The 26,882-nt window shown below is 25.4% G+C and carries 25 protein-coding genes and 1 tRNA gene; 19 read left to right on the top strand and 7 right to left on the bottom strand.

What is annotated here, in order from left to right:
- Positions 1 to 28: 28 nt before the first annotated feature.
- The 13 genes from ACYUET_RS06765 to ACYUET_RS06705 all read left to right on the top strand — a co-directional run bounded on the left by ACYUET_RS06765 (position 29) and on the right by ACYUET_RS06705 (position 11,899).
- Positions 29 to 661, top strand: coding sequence for a TetR/AcrR family transcriptional regulator (locus ACYUET_RS06765; protein WP_460278548.1), 633 nt, complete (start codon positions 29 to 31; stop codon positions 659 to 661).
- 239 nt (positions 662 to 900) lie between these two features.
- Entirely contained in the window at positions 901 to 1,707 is an 807-nt protein-coding gene (locus ACYUET_RS06760; protein ID WP_460278547.1) for a YitT family protein, read from the top strand.
- A gap of 445 nt (positions 1,708 to 2,152) precedes the next feature.
- Positions 2,153 to 2,893: a suppressor of fused domain protein gene (locus ACYUET_RS06755; protein ID WP_460278546.1), complete on the top strand. Its 741-nt coding sequence runs from the start codon at positions 2,153 to 2,155 to the stop codon at positions 2,891 to 2,893.
- A gap of 326 nt (positions 2,894 to 3,219) precedes the next feature.
- The gene (locus tag ACYUET_RS06750) at positions 3,220 to 3,792 is read left to right on the top strand and encodes an RNA polymerase sigma factor (RefSeq protein ID WP_460278545.1); all 573 of its coding nucleotides are present in this window, start codon (positions 3,220 to 3,222) and stop codon (positions 3,790 to 3,792) included.
- Complete coding sequence (locus tag ACYUET_RS06745) at positions 3,792 to 4,607, top strand: hypothetical protein (RefSeq protein WP_460278544.1); 816 nt, start codon at positions 3,792 to 3,794, stop codon at positions 4,605 to 4,607. Before ACYUET_RS06750 ends, ACYUET_RS06745 begins: the two co-directional genes overlap by 1 nt.
- Positions 4,608 to 4,666: 59 nt before the next feature.
- Positions 4,667 to 5,338 carry a hypothetical protein gene (locus tag ACYUET_RS06740; RefSeq protein WP_460278543.1) on the top strand — a complete coding sequence of 224 codons (672 nt, stop codon included), beginning with the start codon at positions 4,667 to 4,669 and terminating at the stop codon, positions 5,336 to 5,338.
- 270 nt (positions 5,339 to 5,608) lie between these two features.
- Positions 5,609 to 6,436 carry a 5'-methylthioadenosine/S-adenosylhomocysteine nucleosidase family protein gene (locus ACYUET_RS06735; RefSeq protein WP_460278542.1) on the top strand — a complete coding sequence of 276 codons (828 nt, stop codon included), beginning with the start codon at positions 5,609 to 5,611 and terminating at the stop codon, positions 6,434 to 6,436.
- Positions 6,408 to 7,418: an SPL family radical SAM protein gene (locus ACYUET_RS06730; RefSeq protein ID WP_460278541.1), complete on the top strand. Its 1,011-nt coding sequence runs from the start codon at positions 6,408 to 6,410 to the stop codon at positions 7,416 to 7,418. The genes ACYUET_RS06735 and ACYUET_RS06730 overlap by 29 nt, the downstream gene beginning before the upstream one ends.
- Positions 7,419 to 7,432: 14 nt before the next feature.
- Positions 7,433 to 8,125, top strand: a complete 693-nt coding sequence (locus ACYUET_RS06725; RefSeq protein ID WP_460278540.1) for an SDR family oxidoreductase — start codon at positions 7,433 to 7,435, stop codon at positions 8,123 to 8,125.
- A gap of 294 nt (positions 8,126 to 8,419) precedes the next feature.
- Positions 8,420 to 8,977, top strand: coding sequence for a PadR family transcriptional regulator (locus ACYUET_RS06720; protein ID WP_460278539.1), 558 nt, complete (start codon positions 8,420 to 8,422; stop codon positions 8,975 to 8,977).
- 72 nt (positions 8,978 to 9,049) lie between these two features.
- The gene (locus ACYUET_RS06715; RefSeq protein ID WP_460278538.1) at positions 9,050 to 9,754 is read left to right on the top strand and encodes a flavodoxin family protein; all 705 of its coding nucleotides are present in this window, start codon (positions 9,050 to 9,052) and stop codon (positions 9,752 to 9,754) included.
- An 11-nt stretch (positions 9,755 to 9,765) separates the two neighbouring features.
- Complete coding sequence (locus ACYUET_RS06710) at positions 9,766 to 10,398, top strand: VC0807 family protein (RefSeq protein WP_460278537.1); 633 nt, start codon at positions 9,766 to 9,768, stop codon at positions 10,396 to 10,398.
- A 271-nt stretch (positions 10,399 to 10,669) separates the two neighbouring features.
- Positions 10,670 to 11,899: a glycosyltransferase family 4 protein gene (locus ACYUET_RS06705; protein ID WP_460278536.1), complete on the top strand. Its 1,230-nt coding sequence runs from the start codon at positions 10,670 to 10,672 to the stop codon at positions 11,897 to 11,899.
- Positions 11,900 to 11,989: 90 nt separating this feature from the next.
- Here the strand turns inward: ACYUET_RS06705 and ACYUET_RS06700 are convergent, their stop codons facing one another.
- Together ACYUET_RS06700 and ACYUET_RS06695 are read right to left on the bottom strand one after the other, a co-directional pair.
- Positions 11,990 to 13,000: a lysylphosphatidylglycerol synthase transmembrane domain-containing protein gene (locus tag ACYUET_RS06700; protein ID WP_460278535.1), complete on the bottom strand. Its 1,011-nt coding sequence runs from the start codon at positions 12,998 to 13,000 to the stop codon at positions 11,990 to 11,992.
- Positions 12,990 to 14,057, bottom strand: coding sequence for a glycosyltransferase family 4 protein (locus ACYUET_RS06695; RefSeq protein WP_460278534.1), 1,068 nt, complete (start codon positions 14,055 to 14,057; stop codon positions 12,990 to 12,992). Before ACYUET_RS06695 ends, ACYUET_RS06700 begins: the two co-directional genes overlap by 11 nt.
- A gap of 358 nt (positions 14,058 to 14,415) precedes the next feature.
- Here ACYUET_RS06695 and ACYUET_RS06690 point away from each other — a divergent pair, with 358 nt between their 5' ends.
- Complete coding sequence (locus ACYUET_RS06690) at positions 14,416 to 14,778, top strand: hypothetical protein (RefSeq protein ID WP_460278533.1); 363 nt, start codon at positions 14,416 to 14,418, stop codon at positions 14,776 to 14,778.
- Positions 14,779 to 14,873: 95 nt separating this feature from the next.
- On the top strand, positions 14,874 to 15,368 hold the full coding sequence (locus ACYUET_RS06685) for a DedA family protein (protein WP_460278532.1): 495 nt from the start codon (positions 14,874 to 14,876) through the stop codon (positions 15,366 to 15,368).
- A gap of 163 nt (positions 15,369 to 15,531) precedes the next feature.
- On the opposite strand, the gene ACYUET_RS06680 is transcribed toward ACYUET_RS06685, so the two are convergent.
- Positions 15,532 to 16,089 (bottom strand): DUF1003 domain-containing protein, encoded by a 558-nt coding sequence (locus tag ACYUET_RS06680; RefSeq protein ID WP_460278531.1) that lies wholly within the window; start codon positions 16,087 to 16,089, stop codon positions 15,532 to 15,534.
- Between the two features lie 304 nt (positions 16,090 to 16,393).
- On the opposite strand from ACYUET_RS06680, the gene ACYUET_RS06675 reads away from it, so the two are divergent.
- Both ACYUET_RS06675 and ACYUET_RS06670 read left to right on the top strand, forming a co-directional pair.
- Entirely contained in the window at positions 16,394 to 17,863 is a 1,470-nt protein-coding gene (locus tag ACYUET_RS06675; protein ID WP_460278530.1) for an MFS transporter, read from the top strand.
- 94 nt (positions 17,864 to 17,957) lie between these two features.
- Positions 17,958 to 18,299, top strand: coding sequence for a zinc ribbon domain-containing protein YjdM (locus ACYUET_RS06670; protein WP_460278529.1), 342 nt, complete (start codon positions 17,958 to 17,960; stop codon positions 18,297 to 18,299).
- A gap of 123 nt (positions 18,300 to 18,422) precedes the next feature.
- On the opposite strand, the gene ACYUET_RS06665 is transcribed toward ACYUET_RS06670, so the two are convergent.
- The 4 genes from ACYUET_RS06665 to ACYUET_RS06650 all read right to left on the bottom strand — a co-directional run bounded on the left by ACYUET_RS06665 (position 18,423) and on the right by ACYUET_RS06650 (position 22,454).
- A complete protein-coding gene (locus tag ACYUET_RS06665; RefSeq protein ID WP_460278804.1) occupies positions 18,423 to 18,593 on the bottom strand; it encodes a trehalase family glycosidase in 171 nt (56 codons plus the stop codon).
- Between the two features lie 112 nt (positions 18,594 to 18,705).
- Positions 18,706 to 20,181 carry a glycosyltransferase family 39 protein gene (locus tag ACYUET_RS06660; RefSeq protein ID WP_460278528.1) on the bottom strand — a complete coding sequence of 492 codons (1,476 nt, stop codon included), beginning with the start codon at positions 20,179 to 20,181 and terminating at the stop codon, positions 18,706 to 18,708.
- A 38-nt stretch (positions 20,182 to 20,219) separates the two neighbouring features.
- The gene (locus ACYUET_RS06655; protein ID WP_460278527.1) at positions 20,220 to 21,785 is read right to left on the bottom strand and encodes a MutS-related protein; all 1,566 of its coding nucleotides are present in this window, start codon (positions 21,783 to 21,785) and stop codon (positions 20,220 to 20,222) included.
- A 593-nt stretch (positions 21,786 to 22,378) separates the two neighbouring features.
- Positions 22,379 to 22,454 (bottom strand) — tRNA-Met (locus ACYUET_RS06650).
- Positions 22,455 to 23,039: 585 nt separating this feature from the next.
- Here ACYUET_RS06650 and ACYUET_RS06645 point away from each other — a divergent pair.
- Together ACYUET_RS06645 and ACYUET_RS06640 are read left to right on the top strand one after the other, a co-directional pair.
- The gene (locus ACYUET_RS06645) at positions 23,040 to 24,509 is read left to right on the top strand and encodes a phospholipase D-like domain-containing protein (protein ID WP_460278526.1); all 1,470 of its coding nucleotides are present in this window, start codon (positions 23,040 to 23,042) and stop codon (positions 24,507 to 24,509) included.
- Between the two features lie 35 nt (positions 24,510 to 24,544).
- Positions 24,545 to 26,821, top strand: a complete 2,277-nt coding sequence (locus tag ACYUET_RS06640; RefSeq protein WP_460278525.1) for a phospholipase D-like domain-containing protein — start codon at positions 24,545 to 24,547, stop codon at positions 26,819 to 26,821.
- The last annotated feature ends 61 nt before the right edge of the window (positions 26,822 to 26,882 follow it).

The raw sequence follows: 26,882 nt of genomic DNA, 5'->3' as shown, positions 1-26,882 counted from the left end.
ATATAGTATGAATTAAGAGGTGAATTTAATGCCTAGAGTTACAAAGGAACGAGAAGAAAGAAGAAATGAATTAATTGATACAGCAGAAGAGCTTTTTAAAACCATAGGTTATAATAAAACAGCAGTTAGTGATATTGTCAAAAAAATTAGTGTAGCACAAGGAACATTTTATTACTATTTTAAATCTAAGGAAGATATATTTTTAGCTGTTTTTAATAGGTACATATTAGATAGTGTAAGTGAAATTAATGAAATACTTAATAATAATATCAATTCTATAGAAAAATTTAAACAAGTTTTAGCTGTACAACTAAAAACTATAAAGAGTCAATTTAGTCTAAGTTCTCAATTACAAGATGAAGAAAATTCAGGAATACATCAAAAGGCTATTATAGATACTATAAAGGTATATTCACCAATTTATTCAATTTTGATCAAACAAGGTATTAATGAGGGGACTTTTAAAACAGAGTATCCTGATGAAGTAGCACAATTTTTTATGGTAATTATTAATTTCTTATTTGATTTAGGAATATTTAAATTAACTCTTGATGAATATATACAAAAGGTTAAAGCTTTATGTAATATTATGGATAAGATATTAGAATTGCCACAAGGAAGCTTTAAATTTCCTAGTATAATCAGTAAACCATTAGATTGATATAATAAACTTAACATAATTAAATAAATTACATTTTAAATAAAAATAATTTTTTGATTTCAAGTTATTGAATTTTATATTATCAAAAATATTTGAAATTGGATATATATATTTTATAGAGTGCAAATTTTAGCCTAAAATATTTAAAAGGCTAAACTAAAATATATTAAAAATAAAGGAGATGATTTATTATAAAAAAGCATAACAATATTTTAACTCATATTAATAGGATTTTTTTTATGGTATTAGGTGCACTTTTAGCATCGATAGGACTTGAAATATTCTTAATTCCTAATAACATAATTGATGGTGGGATGACAGGAATATCGATAATGGCAAGTTACCTAACAAAAGCTGAATTGGGAATATTTATATTCTTATTTAACTTACCTTTTGTTATTATAGGTTATAAACAAATAGGAAAAACATTTGCCTTATCAACGATATTTTCAGTAATATGTTTATCAGTTTGTGTAACTTTATTTCATTCAGTTCCAAGTATAACACAAGACACATTACTTGCTACTATCTTTGGTGGCATAATAATGGGTGTAGGTATAGGTTTAATTATAAGAAATGGTGGTTCTTTAGATGGAACTGAAATCATTGCTATAATATTAGATAAAAAAAGTGCGTTTTCTATTGGTGAAATAGTTATGTTCTTTAATCTATTTATATTAGGAAGTTCAGCGTTTATATTTGGATGGGATAGAGCAATGTATTCTTTAATAGCTTATTTTATAGCTTTTAAAACAATAGATATTACTGTTCAAGGTCTTGATGAATCAAAAGCAGTAATTGTTGTTTCTGAAAAAAGCAAAGATATTTCTGAAGCTATAATGGCAAGATTAGGAAGAGGAGTTACCTTTTTTGATGGAAAGGGTGCTTATAGTGGGAATAAAACAAATGTAATATATGTTGTTTTATCAAGACTTGAAATAGCAAAATTAAAAAATATTGTACACGGTTTTGATGAAGATGCCTTAATTACAATTACAAGTGTTGAAGGCACAGGAAAAAGATATGGAAAGAAAGCTATACATTAAAGATAATTTTAAATTTGGCATGTAGAAGTTGCACATAAAAAAGGTTTAGATCAATTAAAAAATTATCTTGAAATAGAGAGTTTAAATAAATGATATTTATTGATATTTAACTTTAGGCACATTCAAAAAAATAATAGCCCCGTATCTGCATTAAAAGAAATAGTAGTTTCACGATTAAAAGTGAAGCTACTATTTTTTATATTTAGAGTAAGACATGGTAATACATACGATAAGAAAATTATAAAAGGTTAGATGTTATAAGATTAAAAATAATTGTTTTAATTAAATAATTAGTTTGATTGAAGAATTAAAATTTTTTATATCAATATACTTTAGAAATTTAAATAATATTAAAATTAAATAATCATTATATTTTAATTTAATATTAGATAGTATAATATATACAATTATGATTAAATTTGAATAATAGAAAGTAGGAGTATAAATGAAAAATATATTTAAAAAGATATTTGGTGGCAAATCCGAAGGTACGTCAGAAGATGGGACAAATATTTATAGCTATAAGGGGTCAGTAAATGAGGAGGATAATGTAGCCTTTACACCATATGCAGAAGAAATTACAAAACATTTCAATGAAGTTTTTCCAGGAAGGCAATCTTCTACTTTTCATGAGTTGATTTCTGATATTGTACATATTGATATAACAATTATGGAACCAATAGAAAATCAACCTTTTAAAGTATTATTTACAACTGGTATGAGTAGTATGCCTATGACTCTCCCCGATGAAATACCAGAAGATGAAAGAGATTTATATTCTAGGTCAGAGTTAATGATGTTTTTACCTGCAGACTGGGATTTAACAGAGCAAAGCATAAAAGATGAGAATAACTATTGGCCTATAAGATTAATGAAGCAGATGGCACGTTTTCCTCATGAATATAATACATGGTTTTCATATGGACATACTGTACCAAATTATGAAACATATGATCCATATGCAGAAAATACAGGTTTAAATGGTATTGTATTCAATATGTTTAAAGAAGAAATCAGTGTAATAAACACAAAGGATGGTAATAGAATTAATATATATTACGTACTTCCTTTGTATAAGGAAGAAATTGAATATAAGTTGCAAAATGGTATGGATGCACTTATGGAGAAACTTGATTCTGTTGACTGGATAATTCTAGATTCGAAAAGAGAAAATACATGTAAATAAAGGCATATAAAATTATATTTGAAGTTATTGTTTAGGCACATTCAAAAAAATAATAGTCCAGTATCTGCCTTAAAAGAAATAGTAGATTCACGCTTAAAAGTGAAGCTACTATTTTTTTGATGTATAGACCAGGAAAGTATAGAATTTTTGAAGCCTAAAAGAGTGATAAAATCTAAGGTGACAGATATATTTTTGAATTGACAATTAAAACATGGTTTTTATTAGTTAAAATAATTTTATATGGAGAATGAACCATTTATAGAGTTGGAGGCTCTTATATATAGATGCATCTTAAAAGGGATTATTTAGGAAAGGGGATATTACCGGTGAGTGAAGCAGAGATTGTTAAAAAAATCCAGGCTGGTGACATGAATGCTTTGGGGGAAATATTTGAAATATATAAAGATCAAGCATTTAAATACTCATATCTTATTACAGGCAATAAATTTACAAGTGAGGATATTGTGCAAGAGGCATTTATAAAATGTTATTTAAGTGCTAAGGGTTTAAGAAATGTAGATCAGTTTAAATCATGGTTTTTTAAAATACTTACAAGAATTGCATGGAAACATGCAGGTAAGGATAAAAAAGCATTACCATTAGAAAATATTTTTGAAAAAGCTGATGATAACAGTATTGAAAAATCAATAAATATGTATATAAAAGATCAGGAGGCAGAAACACTTCATGCTGAGATTGAGCATTTAGATTTAAAACAAAGAACTGTTATAGTACTTTTTTATTTTAATGAATTGTCTGTAAAAGAAATTGCAAAAGTTATGGGGTGTTTTGAAGGTACAGTAAAATCAAGACTTCATAGTGCAAGAAAAAAATTAAAGGCAAGTTTATTAAATAATGAAGTTACTAGATATGAAAAGATAAAGGGGTGTGAATCTTAATGAGAAGAAAATTTAATGAGGATATAGATAAAAAAATTACTGAATGTTTAAGCAATAAAGCAGAAGAGATTTCAACTCCAGAGAATATGTTTTTTAAAATTAGAGGTGGAATTTTAAAAGAGAAAAAGGGAGGATTTTTAGATATGAAATCTAGATTTTTAAAGGGTAAAACAATAATAGTAGCAGGACTTTTATGTGTAGCAACAACAGTAAGTTGTGTTGCAGCAACAAAAGGTACACATGTGATTGGAAGTTCTTCTAAATTAACTGAGGTTAAAAAGTTTCCTACAGAAGACAAGGTAAAAGATACAGTAGGATTTTTACCTAAATATGTAGACTCATTTGAAAATGAATTTAAATTTGAGTCATTTAATGTTTGTAATGAGGTAGAAAAAGATGATAATGGAAATGAAGTTAGAAAACTAAAATCAGCAGAGTTTTATTATACAAAAGAAGGGGCTCAAAAAGGTCAAAGTTTATTCATGAATGCTCAAGATATAGATGAGAAAGAGTTTGATGAGAAGATAGAAATGTTTAAAGATAATATGACAGAATATAAAGGTGTTAAAATGTATTATCATAGTATGCATAATAAATTTGTTCCAGAAGGTTATGTAAAGACTGAAGAAGAGATAAAATTAATGGAAGAAGGAAAGTTAAATATAGGCTATGGTACTGATGAAATCAGTGAATGTAATAGCCAATCTGTTTATTGGTATCAAAATGGTGTTGAATATTCACTTTTTAATATGGGATATGATGATCTTAATAAAGATCAAATGATAAAAATGGCTCAAACTGTTATAGATAAATAGAATCTTTAAGTAAAGAGATTATTAAAATATATATAATTTTTAAGAAAGGATTTTTAGATATGAAATTTAGATTTTTAAAAGGTAGAACAGCATTAATTGCAGGAGTTTTATGTGTAGCAACAACAGTAACATGTGTTGCTGCAACAAATAATACACATTTTATTTCAAGTGTTTCTAGGGATACTCAAATCACCCAATTCCCCGTAGAAGATAAAGTAAAAGATACAGTAGGATTTTTGCCTAAATATGTAGACTCATTTGAAAATGGATTTAAATTTGCTTCATTTAATATTTCCAATGATGCGGAAGTAGATGATAATGGAAATAAAATTAGAGAAATGAAATCAGCAGATTTTGAATATACAAAAGAAGGAACTCAAAAAGGTCAAAGTTTATCTATGAATGCACAATCTATAGATGAAAAAGACTTTAATAAGAATATAGAAGGACTTAAAGATAACATGACAGAATATAAAGGAGTTAAAATGTATTATCATAGCATGCATAATAAATTTGTTCCAGAAGATTATGTAAAGACAGAAGAAGAGATAAAATTAATGGAAGAAGGAAAGTTAAATGTTGGCTATGGTAGTGATGAAATTAGTGAATCTAATAGCCAATCTGTTTATTGGTATCAAAATGGTGTTCAATATTCAATTTTTAATATGGAATATAATGATGTTGATAAAGATCAAATGATAAAAATGGCTAAAACTGTTATAGATAAATAAACTTAAAAAATTAGACTGAGCTTTAAGTAAATGTTTATTTGATATTGTAATATATACTGCAATATCAATCCTATTTAAAAATATAGTTAAAAATTAAAGAGAAGAATAAAAAATGATTGTCCTAAATATATGATATTTAAGACAATCATTTTTTTTACTATATAATATAAATCTTTGATGTTTACAAACTTGTTAATCGCTTTTTTATGTAGTAAAGTATTTCTATAGAGATATTTTTCCAAACATATAAAAATAAGGGAGTGATTAGTTATGATATTTATAAGTACATCTATGTATATTGAAGCATCTCCTTTTATAAAAAAATTCAATTTAAAAAAGGATTTAGAGTGCCACAAATTTCAAGTATTCAAAAATGAACAAGAAGAAATAGTATTACTAATTACTGGCATAGGAAAAGTAATGTCTGCAGTAGCTATTACATATTTATTTTCAAAATATGAACCTAAATCTACTGATATATTTATTAATATTGGAATTTGTGGTGCTAAAAATAAGGACATGCTTATTGGAGATGTTTTTTTGTGTAATAAGATTATTGACTATGATACTAAAAAGGCATTTTATCCAGATATGATTTTAAAACATTCTTTTAAAGAGGGAGCAGTTGAAACCGTACCTACAGTAATAAATAATAAAAATTTAGAGATTCAAGGACAATTAATAGATATGGAATCTTCAGGAACATATGAAGCAGCCTTAGTATTTTTAAAATCTCATCAGATATATTTTATAAAAATTGTTTCAGACTATTTAGATGGTGAGATAGATATAAATAAAGTTTCTAATTTAATTGAGAATAAATCGTTAGAGATAATAGATTGGATAAATAAAATTAAAAAAGCTTTTTCTAATAGTGGAGATATTTTAGAAAATGAAGAAAAAATAATTGCTAAAAATATAATAAAAAAATTAAGATTAACATCAACTATGGCAAATAGATTAAATCAACTTTTGAAATATTACAAACTTGAAAAAGGAAAATTTAATGAGAATATAAGAATTTATGAGAAGATAGAGTGCAAATCTAAAAAAGAAGGGATGGATTATTTTGAAGAACTTAAAAGTAAAATTATTTAATCCTTCTTTTTCACATATATATATTGAAGATGAAGCCTTAAATCATCCAAATACAAAGAAAATACTTAAGCATTTTAGTGATGCTAAAATAATTCCAATAAATCATTATAAGGATGTATTTTCTAGAAGTCATCAGAACTTTACACTTCAGAAGAAAAGTTCTAAATTAATACTTGCTATAAAAAAGGACAACTTAATATATAAGGGTGCTGAGGTTTGTGAAGACTTTGGACATGATTATTTTTACTACACTTCAAATATGATGAATTGCATATATGACTGTGAATATTGTTATCTTCAGGGAATGTATCCTTCTTCAAATATAGTTATATTTGTTAATATTGAAGATATATTAAATAAAACAGAAAGACTCTTAGCAGATCATAAAGTATATTTATGTATTTCTTATGATACAGATATTTTAGCATTTGAAAATTTAACTGGATATTCTACTCAGTGGATTAATTTTGCTAAAGAACATAAAAATTTAACTATTGAGATTAGAACAAAAAGTGCTAACTTTAAAGCAATTGAAAATATAAAGGCAGAAGAAAATGTAATTTTAGCGTGGACATTATCACCAGATGAAGTTATAAACACATATGAGCATAAAACACCTTCTATGAATGCAAGACTTTTAAGTATAAAGAATGCAATAGATAAGGGGTGGAAGGTTAGAGTGTGTTTTGATCCTATGCTTTATATAGAAGGATGGCAAGAAAAATACAAAAATCTAATAGATAGCACTTTTAAAGAATTAAATCCAGAAAAAATAAATGATGTAAGTATAGGCGTTTTTAGAGTTTCAAAGGATTATTTAAAGAAGATGAGAAAGCAAAGAGGTGACTCTATCATATTAAATTATCCTTTCGAAACAATTAATGGAGTCTGTAGTTATTCAAAAGATATGTCTAATGAAATGGTACAGTATGCATATGAATTAACACAGAAATATATGCCAAAAGAGAAGATATATATTTAGGAAGGAAAGATGAAATGAAGGCTGCAATTGTTACAGGAGCTTCTTCTGGAATAGGTTTTGAAATAAGCAAAGTTTTGATAAATTTAGGATACAGGGTTTATGGTATTGGGAGAGATTTTTCTAAGATTAATTTAAATGAAGATAATTTTATTAGAGTAACTTGTGACATGACTAAAACTTCTATTCTTTGTGAAAAGATAAAAGAGATAAAGAATAAGGAGGATGTTTATATACTAATAAATAATGCAGGTGTTGGTTATTTTGGTCCACATGAAGAATTAAATCCTAAAAAAATACATGAAATGGTGACTATAAATTTGGAAGCGCCAATGATAATAACTCAGATGTTACTTAGAGATTTAAAGAAAAATTCAGGATTTATAATAAATATATCATCTATAGAAGCAAAAAAATCTAGTACATATGGATGTGTTTATGGAGCTACAAAGGCTGGATTAACTCATTTTTCAAATAGTTTATTTGATGAGGCTAGAAAGTATGGGGTAAAGATAATCGCAATACATCCAGATATGACAAAAACAAATTTCTATAGAAATGCAAATTTCAAAGAAGGAGAGATTACTGAAAGTTATATTACAGCTAAAGAAATAGCTAAAACCGTAGAAATGGTAGTAACTCAAAGGGAAGGCATGGTTATTACGGATATAACTATAAGACCTCAAAAACATTTGATACAAAGAAAGTAAAATAAATAAGAAATTTATTATAAAGATAAATATTAGAGAAGAATAAATATAAATAAAATAGTAGCTCAAATATAGAAAGACTATAAAAGTTCTAATTACTATAAAAATAGTAATTAGAACTTTTACTATTTTTATAGATAGTATAAAGAAGATACAAGTATTTTTATAAAATCTAAAAATACTTGTAATATTTAATTAAATTACTTATTTTACAAATGAAGAAATATATTGACTTATATATCACAGTGATATATATTATATATCATAGTGATATATAATAGAGGTGAAGTTAAATTGGCAAAGGTAAATAAAACTAAATATGCTCTTTTAGGGGTATTAAGCTTAATGTCAGGTTCAGGTTATGATATAAAAAAGTTTTGTGATTATTCCATAGGTCATTTTTGGAATGAAAATTACGGACATATATATCCTGTACTTAAAAAAATGGAAGAAGAATTTTTAATAACAAAAGAAGTTGAACAAACAGAAGGAAGACCATCAAAAAAAATATATTCTATTACTAAAAAAGGTAGAGAAGAATTAGAAAAATGGATCACTCTTCCGGTAGAGCAAGAACCTATTAGATCAGAACTTTTATTAAAAATATTCTTATCAAAAGATATACCTATAAAAAATGTTATTGAAAAGATTCAAAAATTAAAGGAAGATTCAGAAGAAAATCTTAAAAAATATTCAGAAGTTGAGAATTTACTTAAGGGGAAAAATAATATAGATAAAAAGAATTTAATATTATGGCTTAGTACTCTTAATTTTGGAAAGCATGATGAGGAAGCAAAAATAAAATGGTGTGAAGAAACATTAAATGCTTTAGAAGAAATAAAAGATTTATAAAATATTACGCTATGTTTTAAGTGAATGTTGATATTTTAAAACATAGCTAATAATAAAAGGGAGAGATTTGAAATGAAGGTTTTGGCTATAAATGGAAGTCCGAGAGGGGAAAAAGGGAATACACAAGTTCTTTTAAAATTTTTTCTTAATGGATGTGAAGAAGCCGGTGCAGAAACAGAAATAGTATATCTTAAAGATAAAAATATAAAACATTGTAATGGTTGTTTTACTTGTTGGACAAAGACTCCAGGAAAATGTATTCATAAAGATGATATGGAGGAATTACTTAATAAGATACTAAAAGCAGATATAATAGTTTATGCTACTCCTTTATATTATTATACTGTTACTGGGCTTATGAAGGATTTTATGGATAGAATGCTTCCATTAAATAATAAAGAAATAGTTAAAGTTGATGAAGGGTACTCTCATCCAAGGAGATTTAAAAAAGAAACTCCTGTTAAGACTGTACTAATTTCAAATTCAGGATTTCCTGGTAGTTATAACTTTTCAGGATTATTAGAAACTTTTAAAGTTCTAACAAAAGGGAATCTAGCAGGCACTATTTTATGTTCACAAGGTGGAGTTCTTAATAGTGTTAATACTAATGATATATTAAGCAAAATGTATAGTCCGTTTTTTGCTGCATTAAAAAGTGCTGGAAAAGAAGTAATAAATGACGGATATATAAGATCTGAAACTCAAGAAATACTTGATAAAAATATTATTGATCCAGATGCTTATGTAAAAGCTGCAAATAGACGTGAAAAATATTAGGGGGAAAATCAATGGAAAAATCAATTGATAATTTAAATAAAAATAATTCAGTATTAAAAAATATATTAAATAAAGATTTTGTTGTAAGTGCAATTATTCCTATTATAATATTTTCAGTTTTTGACAAATTACAAATGACTTTTGATGGAATAATATTATCTGGAGTGTGGAGTATAGGTGTAGTTTTAATCAATTTTATTAAAGAACATAGAATTAATGCACTTGCATCGATGAGTGCAATCTTCTCTGCAATTGGACTTATAGGTACAATTATTTCTAAAAATCCAACCTTTTATCTAATATCTCCTATAATACAAGATATTTTATATGCTTTAATTTTTTTTGGTTCATTATTATTTGAAAAATCATTAATTCAAATAATAGTAGAGCAAAGTTATTTAAAAAATGTTTCTGAAGAATTTAAGAAGCAACCAGAGTATAAATCAGTTTGGAGAATACTTACTATAGCTTGGGGATTTTTAAATATAAGTCAAGCTGTTTTAAGAACTATATTGTTATACTATGTATCTATGAGTTCATATTATGCAATAAGCACTTTGTATAGTAACATTTCTTCTCCATTACTTCTAGCATTTTCAATTTTATTTCCTAAGTGGTATTGGAAAAGTAAAACTATAGATTAAAAAAAGATCACTAAATAATTATAATTAAGCCAATGATATTAAAAGTATCATTGGCTTATGTCATAATTTGTGGTAAAAAGAATATTATTCTTCTTTTTTACTATGCTTCAGTATTTATTTTGGAGTATAAATAATGTTTGTTTTTTTGATTAATGGAAACACTAAGTATGTATTGTAATAAATACTGTATCATTAATTAATATTTAGCTAACATGGACATATAAATTTAAAATATGTTTTTTGTTTATAGTTAGTTATAGGAGGATAAACAATGAAGATTCTAATAACCACAGATACATATTTGCCTATGATAAATGGCGTTGCTACTTCAGTAAATAATTTATATAAAGAATTAAAATATAAAGGACATGATGTTAAGATTTTAACTTTATCTTATAATAGTGATGAAAAAATAGATGGAGATGTTTATTATTTAAAATCTATTGGAATTAAAGTTTATCCTGATGCTAGAATTAAATTTCCTTTACATAATAATTTTATAAAAGAAATTATTAAATGGAATCCTGATATCATTCATTCTCAGACAGAATTTTCTATGATGTTAGTATCTAAATATATAGCTAATAAATTAGAAATCCCACATATACATACATATCATACTATGTATGAAAATTATCTTAATTATTTATTAGGTGGAAAAATAATTAATAAAAAAATATCAGTAAAAATAACAAAAATACTTTTAAATAGTTTAGATAGCGTTATAGTCCCAACAGAAAAAACTAAAAATACGTTATTAAATTATGGCATAGATAAGCCTATGTATGTAATACCAACAGGAATAGATTTAACAAGATTTCAGCACACAATATCATCAAAACAAAAATTAGAAATTATGAGTAAACTAAAAATTAATCAAAATGACAGAATTATAACTTATGTTGGGAGGGTAGCAGAGGAAAAGAATATAGATGAAATTTTAACACTTTTACCGAATGTTATAAATAAATTTAAAAATGTAAAGTTAATGATTGTAGGGGGAGGGCCATATATTAATAAACTAAAAGAGTTAGTTAAAAAACAAAACTTAAAAGATAATGTTATTTTTACAGGGATGATAAAGCCAGAAGAAGTATATAAATATTACAAAATAGCTGAAATATTTGTTACAGCATCTACTAGTGAAACACAAGGATTAACTTATATAGAGGCATTAAGTAGTGGATGTCCAGTTGTTTGTAAATATGATCCTTGTATAGATGGATTAATTGAAGATGGCAAAAATGGATTTTCATATAAAGAAAAAGATCAATTTGCTTATTACATATGCAAAATGTTGGATAATAATTATTTGAGAGATAGAATGAGTAAAGAAGCTATTATTACAGCTAATAGATATTCTGGTAATATTTTTGCAGATAAAGTATTGAGAGGATATTATAACATTATGAATGAGAATAAAGAACTTAATAAACAATTTGTTAAACAATCTATTAAAGAAGGGAACATAAGATTATTAAGATTGATACATCATAAATAATGAAAAAAATTAGTTATATTTAAAGGGTGTCGGTAAAATTATGACACCCTTTAAATTTTTGCTATGCTTTAAAACATAGCCTTATTTTATTTAGTTTTTCTCTTTAGTTTGTGTTGATAAACTAAATATACTACCTACAGCTATTGAAGAATAATAGGTTATTACTCTCCATAAAAAAATTGCTGTTATAATTATATCTGAGTTAAAGAATAAACTATAAATTAAATAGAAACCACCCTCAGCACCACCTTCTGCACCTGGAAGAGGGATGATTGCCATAAAGTTTATTAAAAAAATTTGAGCTGTAATCATGGTTAATATATCAGCAGAATTAAAACCAAAACTTCTATAAATACAATAAGGTATGGTAAAAAAAGCTATCCATTGAAGAAATGTAAGTATAGATGCATAAATGCACATTTTTATGTTTTTAGTTATTAAGGCTGCATTTTTATGAAAATTCTCTAATTCAATTTCAATTTTTTTATATGAAGATTCAATATTTTTTATTATCTTAAATTTTTTTAACACTTTAAAAATAAATATTAAAAAGCGTTTAGTTAACCTACTATTAATTGAAAATAATATAGCAAATATCATAATTATTATATGAACAATAAGGCCTGAAACACAAAGATATATAAAGTAGTTGACCCGTGAGTTAAAGTAATTGAATTTAAATAAAAATGCTAGAATTAAGATAATTATATTTACAGCTTGATGTATTATAAATTTTATCATTAAAATAGAACCAGCTATTCCAGCAGGAATTTCACTTTCAATCATTGCATAAAGTTGGGCAGGATGGCTTCCAGCTGAAAATGGTGTAACAGCACCAAAAAATTGTCCAATCATTTCAAATTTTAATGATTTAGTAAATAAATTATTTGTTTTATGAAATGTTTTGGTTATTATATAAAGGCAAATAGTTTCAAAGAACCAAAACAGAATCATTAGTATCAGAGATAATATTAGCCATAATTTATTTAAAGTTTTTAATTCTTCAATAAAAGTATTTAAACCTTTGGTAAAAAAGAAAAATGATAAAAAAATACAAGCAGATACTATTACTATAATTGAATTAAATATCTTATTTTTCATTTAAGATGCTCCTAAATTTTTTAGCTTTATTATTTCTGTTAAAAAATATGTAATCATAAAATTGTTGCCACATTTTTAATATGTAGTCTTTGGAATAAAATTCATGACATTTCCATGAGCTATTGCACCAAGTTTTATAATGTTCATCTTTTTTGTCCATGGAATTTATAATGTCAACGAATTCTGTTATATTATTTCCTTTTAAATAATAATCAAATAAAATATTTTTATATATATCTAAATCTCTTAAAAGTACAGGAACTTTTAATGCCATAGATTCAAGAATAGACATAGGAAATAATTCATTATAAGATGGTAGGAACATTAAATCACAAATATTATAAATATCATTCATCTTATCTCTACTAATAATACCTAAAAATTTGACATTATCAGGTGGGTTTTTAGTTATTTTTTTTAGTTCTTTGTATCCATCAGTTATTGCACCAAAAGAAAATCCACCTGCCCATATAAATTGAATATGAGGAAGGCGTTTAGCCACTTCAATAAAATCAAGAACTCCCTTTCTAGTTTGGACTTGCCCCACTCCTAATACAACAAATTTTCCTAATGGAATATCATAAGTTTTCCTTATAGTATTAATTTTTTTCTGATCATATCTATAAAAATTATCCTCAGATACAAAGTTTGGTATATATTTAATTTTATCTTCATCTATTTTATATTTTTTAAGAACATCAATAAAATATGGGTTAACTACAACTAAATAATCAACATTTTTATAAAACCAAATTATATATTTATAAAATATTTTTTTTACTAAAGTAGGTAATTTTAAACTTTCCTCGATGGTTTCAGGTACAAAGTGGACATAAGCTACAGTTGTACCAAGGTGTTTTGAAAATGGAATACTTAAAAAAAATTTAAGATCAATAGTATGATAATGCATAATATCACACAAGTTAAATTTATTTATTTTAACTTTATAATTGTCATTAAGGCCATTTTTAACTAAATTTACTTGTTCAATGTAAGCTGATAAAACACCCTGTCCTTTTACTTTATCAGCTGAAGAAAGCATATTAATGGTAGGCATAAAAAAGCTCCTTTCAAATAAATTTTTTATGAATATTATTTTTGTTATAAACTTATTTTTAAATATGTGTTTTATTAAGATTTTAGGGGTTGGTATAAGGGGCATTAATTTTAATACATAATTTATACTGACTACTGTTTTAAAACATAACCAATTTCTTTTGTTAATTTATATTAGTCTTTCTTTTATGGTTTCAGTTTATTCATAAGAAGTTAAGCTAAAGATATTAAAAACTTTCAAATAATAATTTTTTATCAAATGAATAAGTATATTTATTTAATAAACATTTTAATATATAATATTTATTAAATATTTTGAGATATAAAATACATACTAAATATTAAGTGAGGTGATAAGAATGAAAAAAAAGATAATATTAAGCATTTTATCAGTTTTAATTGTTCTAATTACTTTATTTATACTTCAAACATCTGTAGGATTGCATAAAGATGTTAAAAATGTTAAGATGCCTACTAAAGAAAGTAGACATTTGGGTGAAATGAGTACTTATAAATGGATTACAGTTAAAAAATTATCTAAAAAGTATGACATAAGTGAAGAAGAAATCTTTAAGACTTTTGAAATTGTTCCAGAACCAGGAGATGAAAATATACCTATTAAAAATTTATCCCAAAAATATGATATATCACTTGAAACAATGAAAAATAATTTATCTAAGATTATAGGACCAGATAAAGAACCCAAAGGTAAAAAAGTATGAATCAGGTTATAATAGAATATTTAAGGATATATAATGTTTGGTTTTTGGGTGTTTTACTTTTGATCCAGTGCATAGGAATTCCTACTGGGGGGACTTTGTTAGTAATTGCTTCAGGGGCTTTTGCTTATGCTGGTGAGTTTAATATATTTGTTCTTTTTATAGAGGTTTGGATCTTTTTATGTATTGGGGATGTAATAGCTTATCTATTGTGGAAAATGATAGGACATAAGACATTAAATAAGTATTCTAAGCTTAGAATTTATATTAAACCTAAAATATTAAAAGGTCATGAATATTTAGAGAAACATGGAAAGGGAGCAGTTTTTTATACTAGATTTTTAATATCACCAATGGGTCCATTTATAAATGCAGCAGCAGGTATTACAGAATATGAATTATCCCATTTTGCTGTTTTTGCAGCTTTAGGAGAACTATTTTGGACTTGTATGTATTTAGGCTTGGGATATTGGTTTGGAGATTCGTGGGAAAATATAATTCCAATAATAACTCAGATAAGCAGAATTTTTGTTTATATAGTTATATTAATAATTATTTTATACATTTTTATAAAAATACTTAAAGAAAAATAATAATACTGTATATTTAATCAAGAAAAATTGATATTTTAACATTTATACTATGTTCGTTAAATAGCTTTAGAAAAGTAAAAATAAAAAAATTAAATAAATATGATTAAGCCAATGATATTAAAAATATCATTGGCTTAAAATTAATAAGAATATAAAATTTTATCTAACTATTACTTTTTAATTCTTTTATTATCTTTAAGAGCATTTCTTGATTTTTTTTATATTCTTCTTGTTGTTCTAATAACAAATCAATTTTATTATGTAAATCTTCTACTATAATTTCAGACTTTAAGTTAACAAGATAGTCATTTGCAGCAGTTAATCTATCTATTTCTGATTGACGATTTTGTGACATCATGATTATAGGAGCTTGTATAGCAGCAAGACAGGACAATACTAAATTCAAAAATACAAATGGATAGGGATCAAATGCTTTACTACTTAAAATAATAGTATTTATTATAATCCACATTGCTAGTACCACGCCAAAAGTTATTATAAATGTCCAACTACCACCAAATGTGGCTATTTTATCAGCAGTTTTTTGTCCAAATGTTAAGTTTTCAGTATTTATAGTATTTATATTTTTTGAAACCTTACCACTAATAAGTTCATGAAGTAATTCTTCATCAATATTACTTCCCTTTATATCCTTATCTTTTTCTAATATTTGTCGTACTAATTCTTCTTTAGTAGGGTAGAGTGTATTTTTATTATCCATAGATAATCGCTCCTATTCATTGTTTAATTTTTTGTTTAAATTTATAAGAAATATATTTTAAATTAACAAGAGATACTTAGACTTATATATTAAGCTTTTATAGATTATTGTTTCTTTTATTATTTCTGTTTATTCATTAGAAATAAACTTAAAGTTATTAAGTATAGAGGGGGAAAATAAATAGTAATATTAAAAAAATTCATTAGGATATATTATGTTATAATTTGTAGTGGAAATAATATCGTTATGATATGTTATTAAATAAACTAAAGATTAAGTTAAGAAAGGGGATTTAAATTAAAACATGACTAAAATTGAAAAAAATAATATAAGCCGAAATAACTGGATAATTCTTGCGATAGTAGTTATGTCACCATTTATGGCATGTCTTGATAGTAGCATAATAAATGTAGCGTTACCTGTTATGGCAAAGGATCTTTCAACAACTATGGCTGGTATACAACAAATAGTCACAACATATCTTATAGTAATTTCTGCAACTATACTGATATTTGGAAGGTTAGGAGATATAAAAGGAAAAACAAGTGTATTTAAATATGGATTTATAATATTTGTTTTAGGTTCTTTATTATGTGGAATATCAACTACACTTAATTTCTTAACATTTTCAAGAATAGTTCAAGGAATAGGTGCAGCAATGACTATGTCAACAAGTCAAGGAATTATAACACATACGTTTCCAAAGAATGAAAGAGGAAGAGCACTTGGAATCTCTGGAACTTTCGTAGCACTTGGAACTTTACTTGGACCACCTTTAGGGGGATTAATAATATCGATAGTAAGCTGGGAGTACATATTTTTAATAAACGTTCCAATAGGAACACTAGCATTTATAGCAGCTATGAAATATTTACCTAAGGATAAAATAAACGTAAATACAAAGCAAACTTTAGATTATAAGGGAGCTATACTTTTTCTTATATGTATAGTTTCATTATTTGAAGGACTACTTACAGGACAAAAGATTGGTTATAACCATATAACAGTAATTTTATCATTTATAATAGCTCTAGTTAGTTTTATTATATTTATTGTATTAGAATTAAAAATAGAAGATCCACTTGTAGATTTATCAATATTTAAAAATAGAGTTTTTTCTATTAATGTATTTTGTGCATTTTTATCATTCGTAGGAATCAGTTGTATAAATATAATACAACCTTTTTATCTTCAGGATGTTTTAGAATTATCTCCAGGAACAACTGGATTTATTATGATGGGTTATCCTATAGTTTTAACTGTTATAGCCCCAATAAGTGGATATTTAGCAGATAAAATAGGAAGTAAAATACTTACTTTAACAGGTCTTATGATAAGTGCAATAGGTTTATTTACTATGACAATTTTAAATGAATATTCATCATTTTTAATAATAATAATTTCTCTATCTATAGTAGCTTTAGGTAATGGGATTTTCCAATCGCCTAATAATACTTTAGTTATGTCTTCAGTTGAAAAAAGTAAGCTTGGAATAGCTGGAGGATTAAATGCTCTTATTAGAAATTTAGGATTTGTTTTTGGAGTTTCATTTTCAACTACTGTATTGTATAACAGAATGAGTTATAAAATAGGTTATAGAGTATTAGGTTATGTAGAAGGTAGAGGAGATGTATTTATATATGGCATGAAATGGGTATATGCTCTTGCTGCAATAGGATGCATTATTGGATTTGCAATATCTTTAATTGATAAATTGCAAATAAGAAATAATAAAAAGAACAATCAACCTAAAATTACTGAACAATCTATATAGGAAAAAATTATGTGATTATGTATAATGGTTTGTTAATATAATAAGACTATGATATTATATAAGCCTAACACTAACGAATGGAGGAAATGAATTAATGGTTAATTTACCAAATTGTCCAAAATGCAATTCAGAATATACTTATGAAGATGGAAATCTTTTTATCTGCCCAGAATGTGCTCATGAATGGAATTTAGAATCACAAAATTCTGGTAATGATGATGAACTTGTTGTAAAAGATTCAAATGGAAACATTTTAAATGATGGTGATTCTGTAACAGTAATCAAAGATCTTAAAGTAAAAGGATGTTCATCACCTATTAAAAAAGGTACAAAAGTAAAAAATATACGTTTAGTTGATGGAGATCATAATATTGATTGTAAAATTGAAGGTTTTGGAGCTATGCAACTAAAATCTGAATTTGTTAAAAAAGCATAAATAATATAGTTTAAAATAATATTAAATAGTAGTGATAATTGTTTCGCAGGACTAAGAAAATTTTACAGGATATTTCTGTTTATTTTCAAATGTCTGCTACAACAATATCACTACTATTTTTATTTAAAAGTTATATTTAAACATATTAGAAATTATTTTTTCGTAAACACCATTTGTCCATTCAAATCCTTCTTGTAATTTGTATCGTCCAGGTGTTTCTATATTAAAATCAACTACATTATATTTCTCATATAATTCCCCATATTTTATCAACATTTCTGTACAAAGGCGAATCTAGCGTTGAGCGATTTCAAAACTTTCTTTTTCAACACCATAATTTTTTAAACCTTTAATTACAATCCATTGAAGGGTGACATAGCTACTTTTGTTTTTGGGGGTAAAATAATTAAGTATTAAATTTTTTAGTAGATCTTTTAGCTTTTAATCCTGCTACAGCAAAAATGATTAATGTCCAGCAACTAATAAAAGAGTATCTAGGTTGAACTTCAGAAATCAAATAAAATGAAGTAAATCCTAATGACAGTATTAAAAATAAATTTAATTCAGTTAATAAAGTTTTATTTTTTCTTAAACCAACAATACCAAAGTAAAGTAAAAATATATAAAATAGGGTTATTAAGGTTAAGAAGGTAAATTCAAAATATCTTAATACTCTAATTCCCAGTGTTTGGTCACTACTTATTACTGTAAATTGAAAAGCACCAAAATCACTAACACCAACCTCACCTGATAGTTTTCCAATATACAAAGCTGCTACGTTTTTTATAGGTGAATGTAGTAATCTTTGTTGAATTAGTTTTATACTTTCTTCTTTTATCTTGTCATTGTCATAATTATATTTGATTGGAATATTAGAATCTTCTTCATTCCAAAATCCAAAGGAATTTAAGTTTGTGCCTTTTAAAACACTAGTTAAAACTGTTTCTTTAGGTTTCCATAAATGTGATTCTGTTATTTTATTATTAAGAAGTACAGAGCTTATAATATACAGAGGTAATATAAACATAATAACAGTAATTAAAATTGGTTTTATAGAACTTTTAAATCCTGTATAAATAAGTAAATACATTAAATATGCTATTAAGAAAATAATTCCTACCATTCTAAATAGGTTTCCAAATGAAAGAGCTAGTCCACTAAAAAATATCCATCTATATTTATTCATATTTTTTATATATTTTATAAAAGAATATATACTAAGCAAGTAGAATGGTATTGCTATATTTTCTGATAATGCTTGAGAGTTATACATTATAAATGGTGGAAATAAAGAAAAAAGTATTGATGATACAATTGCACTTTTATAACCCAATAACTCTTTTACAATACAATACATAATAAAAACTGATACAGTTGAAAAAAGTACATTAAAAAGTTTAATTAAAAAAATTGGATTATCATTAAAATTAAAAAATAAAGAATAATATAATACTGGAATAGTATCATGAGTAAATCTAGCGAAATAATTAAATCCATGAAAACAACTAAAATTTCCATTAAAAACATCTTTACTAGAGTTATACATAATTGCAAAATCAGAAATAGGTATAGTTTTAGTTAAGCTTATCCACAAAATTCTAATTATAAAACTAATAAGCAATATATAAATTATTAAATTTTTAGTATCTAGTAGTTTTTGTAACCAATCTATTATATTATTTCTTTTATAAAAAATTATACCTAGTCCTAATAGTATTATTGACATAGAAAAAATATTGGCTACAAGCTTCATACCTTTTGGAATTTCAATATATACAGCAAAATTTACAACGAAATTGACTAAGATAGAACTTATAATAGAAAAAATAAATATTCCAATCATAAGTTTTCTTAAAAAATTATTAAACAGATTTTTTATCATATGGTTATCTCCTTAAATAGAATATCTTTTATTTATCTTTAAATGAAATTTTCCATTCTTTCAACTCTTCTATAGGAATTTTGTATGATTTCTTTTGGATATCCTATATACTCCAAAAGTTTAATTGCATTTCTTGTTTTAGATATGCCTTTTTTAAGTTTATAATCAAACTTTAGTCCATTTTTATTATCTACATCTTCACTAAAATAATAGAAATCATAATTTTCTTTAAGAATATCTGAAAGCTCTCTATCATGGGTAGCAACAATACAAATCGCATTTCTTTTATTGATATAATTAAGTATTTCTGCTGAGGAAGATATTCTTTCAGCAGGATTTGTTCCTCTAAATATTTCATCTATCGCACAAAAAACAGGGATTTCCTTTTCTGATCCTTTTATTATTCTTAAAATAGATTCAGCTTCTGCTAAGTAGTAGCTTTTTCCACTAGTAATATCATCCTTTGGACTTATTGATGAGATTATATTTAAGAAACATCCTTTATATTCATGTGCTAAAGCAAAATTAAAAGTCTGTGCTAAAAGTATATTAGTACTTATCATTCTTAAAAATGTAGACTTACCAGACATGTTTGTCCCAGTCAAAACAATTCCCTTCTTGGAAATTTCAAGTGAATTTGCAACTGGATCTTTAAGAAGAGGATGTATTCCATCTATTATTTTTAATGAATTTTCCTTAATAAACTGTGGTGTGCAGTATTTTTTCTTATTATCATTTTGATAAAGTGCAATTGAAATTAAAGCATCAAGTTCTCCAACTAAATAATATAATTCTAATATCTTATCTTTCTTTCCAACTAATTTTATACTCATTCTATAAAATACACTTTCTTCTATAAGAAAAGGAATAGAAAACATCTGTAAAAGTCCACCAAAAGAATTAAGTACTTTAAGTAAGTATGTAGATTTATCTAAAACACTTAATTCATTTAACAAAGCTTTCATTTTTGTAGTATATAATTTAATTTCCTCATTCTTAATATATAATAATTTTTTTGATGTATTTATCAAATCTCTTAAATAGATAAGTCCTATAGCATTTATGGTGCTTTCTTCTTTATTATGTATATACATATTTATAAATATATCTACTAGTACAGCAATCATTAGTTTAGGTTCTTTAAATATAATAGCAGCTAATATTAATAGTATAGGTATAATACCTGCAATGCCATAAATCAAGGATTTTAACTTACTTACAGGAATTAAATCATTTATCATATCTAGTAATCTATTTTTACTATCATAAATCATATTATAAAATATTCTTCTTAAATTTACTGTTAAATCTAAATCTTTCTTAAATAAATCTATTAATTTTGATCTTTCTTTTAACTTTTCTTCATCCATTATTGGATTTCTAAGCATTTTATATAAAGCAGCTTCACCTTCTGTTGAATAAGTTCTATCTAATTCATAAAAGACATCATCCATCATCAAATCATCCCAAGTCTGATTATCAATAGTAAAATCATTTTTCTTACTTAGCTGAAATAATAAGTTTATTTGGTTAAAATTCCTTTTCCTATATTTTGTTGAATTAAGATCTTTTTTAATAAAGTCTTTGCTGACATCAAGAAACATAAAATCACTCTTTTCTATTTTAAATTACGTCTAGATTTAATAAGGCACAATGAAAAAATAAAAAGTCCATTTTCTATCCTATTTTCATGTGCCTAATATAATAAGCAATCATTCTAGAATTAAATAAAGAAACTTTATTTTAGTAAATATGCTTTTGGTATTATCTATCTATTATAATACTATTAGTATAGAAAGTATATTTTAGGAAGGAAAGTTATTGCAAAGTAGATTGGAGTAGATTATAAAGGTGGAGATTAATTTAAATAGGAAAAATTAAATATTAAAAATAAAGATATATTTGAAGTTTATGTTTAAATCTTAATATAAAGCTATGTTTTAAAAATATGTTGATATTATAGTATAAAACTCATGGACAAAGGAATTTACTTTAAGAACTCTAAAATAAAGCTTAGTCCAATTAATGCATGCTCCCAATCAAAGATTGATGACAAGCAATTAATTGTACAAATCTTCATTAAGAGTTCTAAAAAGCAAATTCCAATGCCAGTTCGTCCTTATACTATAATATTAACATTAACTTAAAACATAGCCTAAAATAATAAAACACCTATACATAAGTATAGGTGTTTTTATGGTTGCGGGGGCAGGACTTGAACCTACGACCTTCGGGTTATGAGCCCGACGAGCTACCAACTGCTCCACCCCGCGTTAATATTATAAGACATAGTTTTTAAATAACTCCTGTCTAGAGTTATACTATACCTTAATAAATACATAAAGTCAAGTAAGTATACTAATTAGTTTAAAAAAGATCCTGTTTTAGATTATATTTTAAATAATGAAAATTAGGCTTGGTAGATTGACTTGTTATTTTTTTTGATTATGCCTTAAATAAAATAATAAATGAATAGGTTTCTATATTATTTTTATTAATATGATTTATAAATAAATTTGTAATTTAAAAACAATTATACTTTTAATTTTAAAAATAATATATTAATTATAATATTCTGTCATAGTTTGCTATAAAGTTTCATAATTATATATATTACCCTAATATTATTTTATTTTAATAATTGTATATATTGTTAAAAATTTTTATTTATTAATTTTTTGATTAATATTTTGTGATTTATAACAAAAAAATAGTTATTAAATATATGGTTTTTGTATTTTATTAAGAAAATAGTAATTAAACAAAATATCTACAAAATATTACAATTTTAAGTATTTACTTCCAAAAATTATTAGGGTATGATAATTAACGATTTTAAATTTTAGGGGGTAATTACAATGAAAAGAAACAGAATATTATGTTGTATAACATCAGTCTTAATAGCTTGCAATATGTTTATTTCAACACAAGCTATTCCAGCAAATGCTAGTTGTGTTAATAAATCAACTACTGCTGCAGCTGTAAGTTATGAACTTAATGAAGATAAGTTAGAGGGATCGAATTTAGATGCTGAAGTATCTTTTTCACCGTTTGATAATCAAGTAGAAAAAGTACTTAAAGTTTTAGATGAAGCACAAGAAGAAGTAGTTATTGCACATTATAATATACGTTTAACACCAATATTATCTAAACTTGTTGAATTATCAAAAAGAGGAGTAAATGTTAAAGTTGTGGTGGACAAGGACAATGCAATTAAAGAATGGAATAAAGGGGATGACTATTTAGAAGAAAATGGTATAGAGGTTGTGAAATCTAAGCCAGAAAAGACAGTAGGAACTACAAATTATTCAATAATGCATTTAAAATCAGTTGTAATAGATAAAAAAACTGTTATGACTGGATCACTTAATTGGAATGCCACAGCTGCATATTGTAATGATGAAAATATGATTCTTATAAGAAATGAACAAGTAGCTAGAATTTATAGAAATCAAATTCTTCAATTATTTGAAAAAAAACCTTTTGAAATAGAAAAAGACCAGGATAGTGATGCGGTATCTATTCATTTTTCTCCAGAACAAGGTTTATCAAGGTATATTGAAAAACAAATAGGAAAAGCCAATAAATCTATTGAAGTTTCAATGTTTACATTTACTAATAAATACATAGGTAAGAGTTTATTAGATGCAGCTAAAAGGGGGGTAAAGGTAAAAGTAATAATGGAAAAGAAGCAATGCGATTTTTCTAAAATAGATGAAGAGTTAGAAAATCAACCTAATATAGAGCTATATAGAGTTGGTAATAAATTATCAAAATTCTCAGCTATGCATCAAAAATATTGTGTGATTGATGATAAAACAGTTATAACAGGATCTGCTAACTGGACAGCATCTGGTACAAAATTTAATGATGAAGATATTTTAATTTTAAATAATAGAGATATTGCAAAAAGATATCACCAAAACTTTTTAGATTTAGTACATGTATATAAAGGTATATCAAGCACTTTTGAAGGTGAAGAGATTAGAGAAAAGACACCTATATTATTTCATACAAATTGTTCATTAACACAGCCTGGAGATAAGGTTGTTGTTGTAGGAAATGTACCAGAGTTAGGAGAATGGAAGGTAGAAAGTGGATTAGAAATGTCAACATCTGATGATTTATTTCCAGATTGGTTTGTTAAAGCTGATATTAAACAAGGAAGTAAAATTGAATATAAATATGTAATAGTAAGAGCAAACGGTAATGAAGAATGGGAAAATGGGGCAAATCGTACTATAGATATTTCAGATACATCAAGAGCTTTTGAGGTTAGTGGAGAATATGGAGATACTTTAAATAATTGGCTACCATCACAAGAGTAAAAATATAAATAGTAACTTCATAGGAGGAATTTAAATTGAGTAAATTTAAAAGCATTAAAGTTTTAGTTTTAACAGTAATTTTTATAACATTTGTTAATTTAAATGGAGTAACATTTGCAAGTACAATTGATAAAATTGAAATAAATCAAGAAAATGTTATAGATATAACTGATATGTCAAATGAATCTGAAGTAAACGAAAAAAATGTAGAAGATAAAATTAAAGATGATAAATTAGATAATCAAAATACGGATAATATAATTAAAAACAATGATTTAAATAGTGAGAATAATGATTTAAACAAGGATAATAAATTAGATAAAATTGAAACAGAAAATAAAGAAAATTGTACTGTTACAACTGAAAAAGTTGAAAAAGATGAAGATAAGGCTATAGATATAACTGAAGATGCCAAAGAAAATGTTGAAGATATAGAAGAAAACAATGAAAATATAGAAGTCAAAAAAGAAGATTTTGCAACACCTATAGATTATGGCTTTTGGTTTGATAAGGATAATAAAAATAAAGATATAATTAGAGCTTATGTAGATTTAGGGGTAAATAACTATGAATATCACAAAAAAATGACTCTTAATATGCATATAGAAAGAGAAAATGGAGCTATTGAACATTATTTATATTACTTAAAATATAAAGGGAATATAGAAAATGGCAAAGAAAAGTGGGGAACTGATATAATAAATATTGATACTAACCCTAGTTGGAATGGTGAAATAAAAAATGTATATATTACATACAATATTTTAAAAGATATAAATAATGATGGAAAAAGAGAATTATGCCCATCAAAAAATAAATATCTTATTGCAACTTTAAAGGATTTAGATAAAACAAATTTAAAAAGCAATATAGGAATACCTAAAGTTGCAAAAGATAATGATTATATAAATCCTAATGAAGTGGTGGATACATCTTTAGCAAAAACTATATCTCATAAATTTAAAGATTCAATACCAAAAACAGATGTATATTTTGCACCTTATGGTAATCCAGAATGTAGAGTTATTAAAGAAATTGAAAAAGTAATAAAAAACAAGCAAGAAGATCCTGATGGATATCATTATATTCATGCTTCTTATTATGATATAAATGATTATAGAATTGTTGATAAACTGATAGAAGCTCATAATAAAGGTGTAGAAGTTTTAATACTAAGTGATTCTAGTCATATGTATGCATCAAAAACTTGGGAAACTGAATACAAAAAGATGCAACAAGCAGGAATTGAAGTTTTAGGAGTATGTAGAGAAGGATTTGCAGCTTCAAATCATACTAAAATTGCAATATATGATGGAGATGTGGTGTCAACTGGTTCTTATAATTGGGAGTATGGAGCTGCTGAGCAAAATTGTGAAAATGTATCTTTTTTCACTTCAAAAGAATTAGCTTCTGTTTACGAGCAAATTTTTCAAAGTGTTGCAGGTTTAGGAGAGATTACATATAAGAATAATGCAGCAAGTAAAATCAATGTATATTATTCTCAATATCATAATATTCCTAAAGCTATTTATAATGAAATTGAAAATGCAAAGGATGAAGTAGTCATATCAATGTTTACATTACGTCATTTAAATTTTAATGATAATGGTGTAGAAAAGGACATGCTTGATGCATTAATAAGAGCTCAAAAAAGAGGTGTAAAAGTTAGATTAGTTTTAGAAAGTAATATTGCAGATGAAGGGGAATATTATGGAAAGACAACTCCAAATGATTTAACAGATGAATGGCTTTCAGAGAATGGAATAGATGTGGTTAAAGTTCATACTAATTATCACGGAAATAAATATTCTACTATGCATCATAAATTTGCTGTAATAGATAGAAAAACTGTCCTTACAGGTTCTGCAAATTGGTTTTCAGCTACAGTTGTTTCAGATGATGATCTTATTGTTATAAGAGATAAAGACGTTGCAAAAAAGTATTTTGGTGAATTTGTTAATTTGAGAAGTCATTATGATCCTAAATTTGATGCAGAAGAATTCCCACAAACTAAATTAAGTTTTTCTATATTTAATGATAATACAAAATTTGGAGAAAAAGTATATGTAGTAGGCAATATTCCTGAACTGGGAAATTGGGATATAAATAATGCACCTGAATTAAGTGGTGAGAGTTGGCCAATTTGGAAATCAACAAATAGTATAATTCTTCCTTTAGGAATGAATTTTGAATATAAATATGTTGTTAAAACATCAAATGGTTTAGTTTATGAATCAGGTGAAAATAGACAACATATTGTAAATCCTGTTGATTCTACGGACAATATAGAAGAGAGTTTTAATAAAAAATAGGGCTAAAACATACTGCTAATATGTTTTAAACACCCTATAATATAGAATCTAAGTTGCTTAG

The sequence above is a fragment of the Clostridium sp. CTA-5 genome, assembly GCF_054768135.1.
The sequence above is the reverse complement of the archived record's forward strand: the minus strand, read 5'-3'. Positions and strand labels throughout refer to the sequence as shown.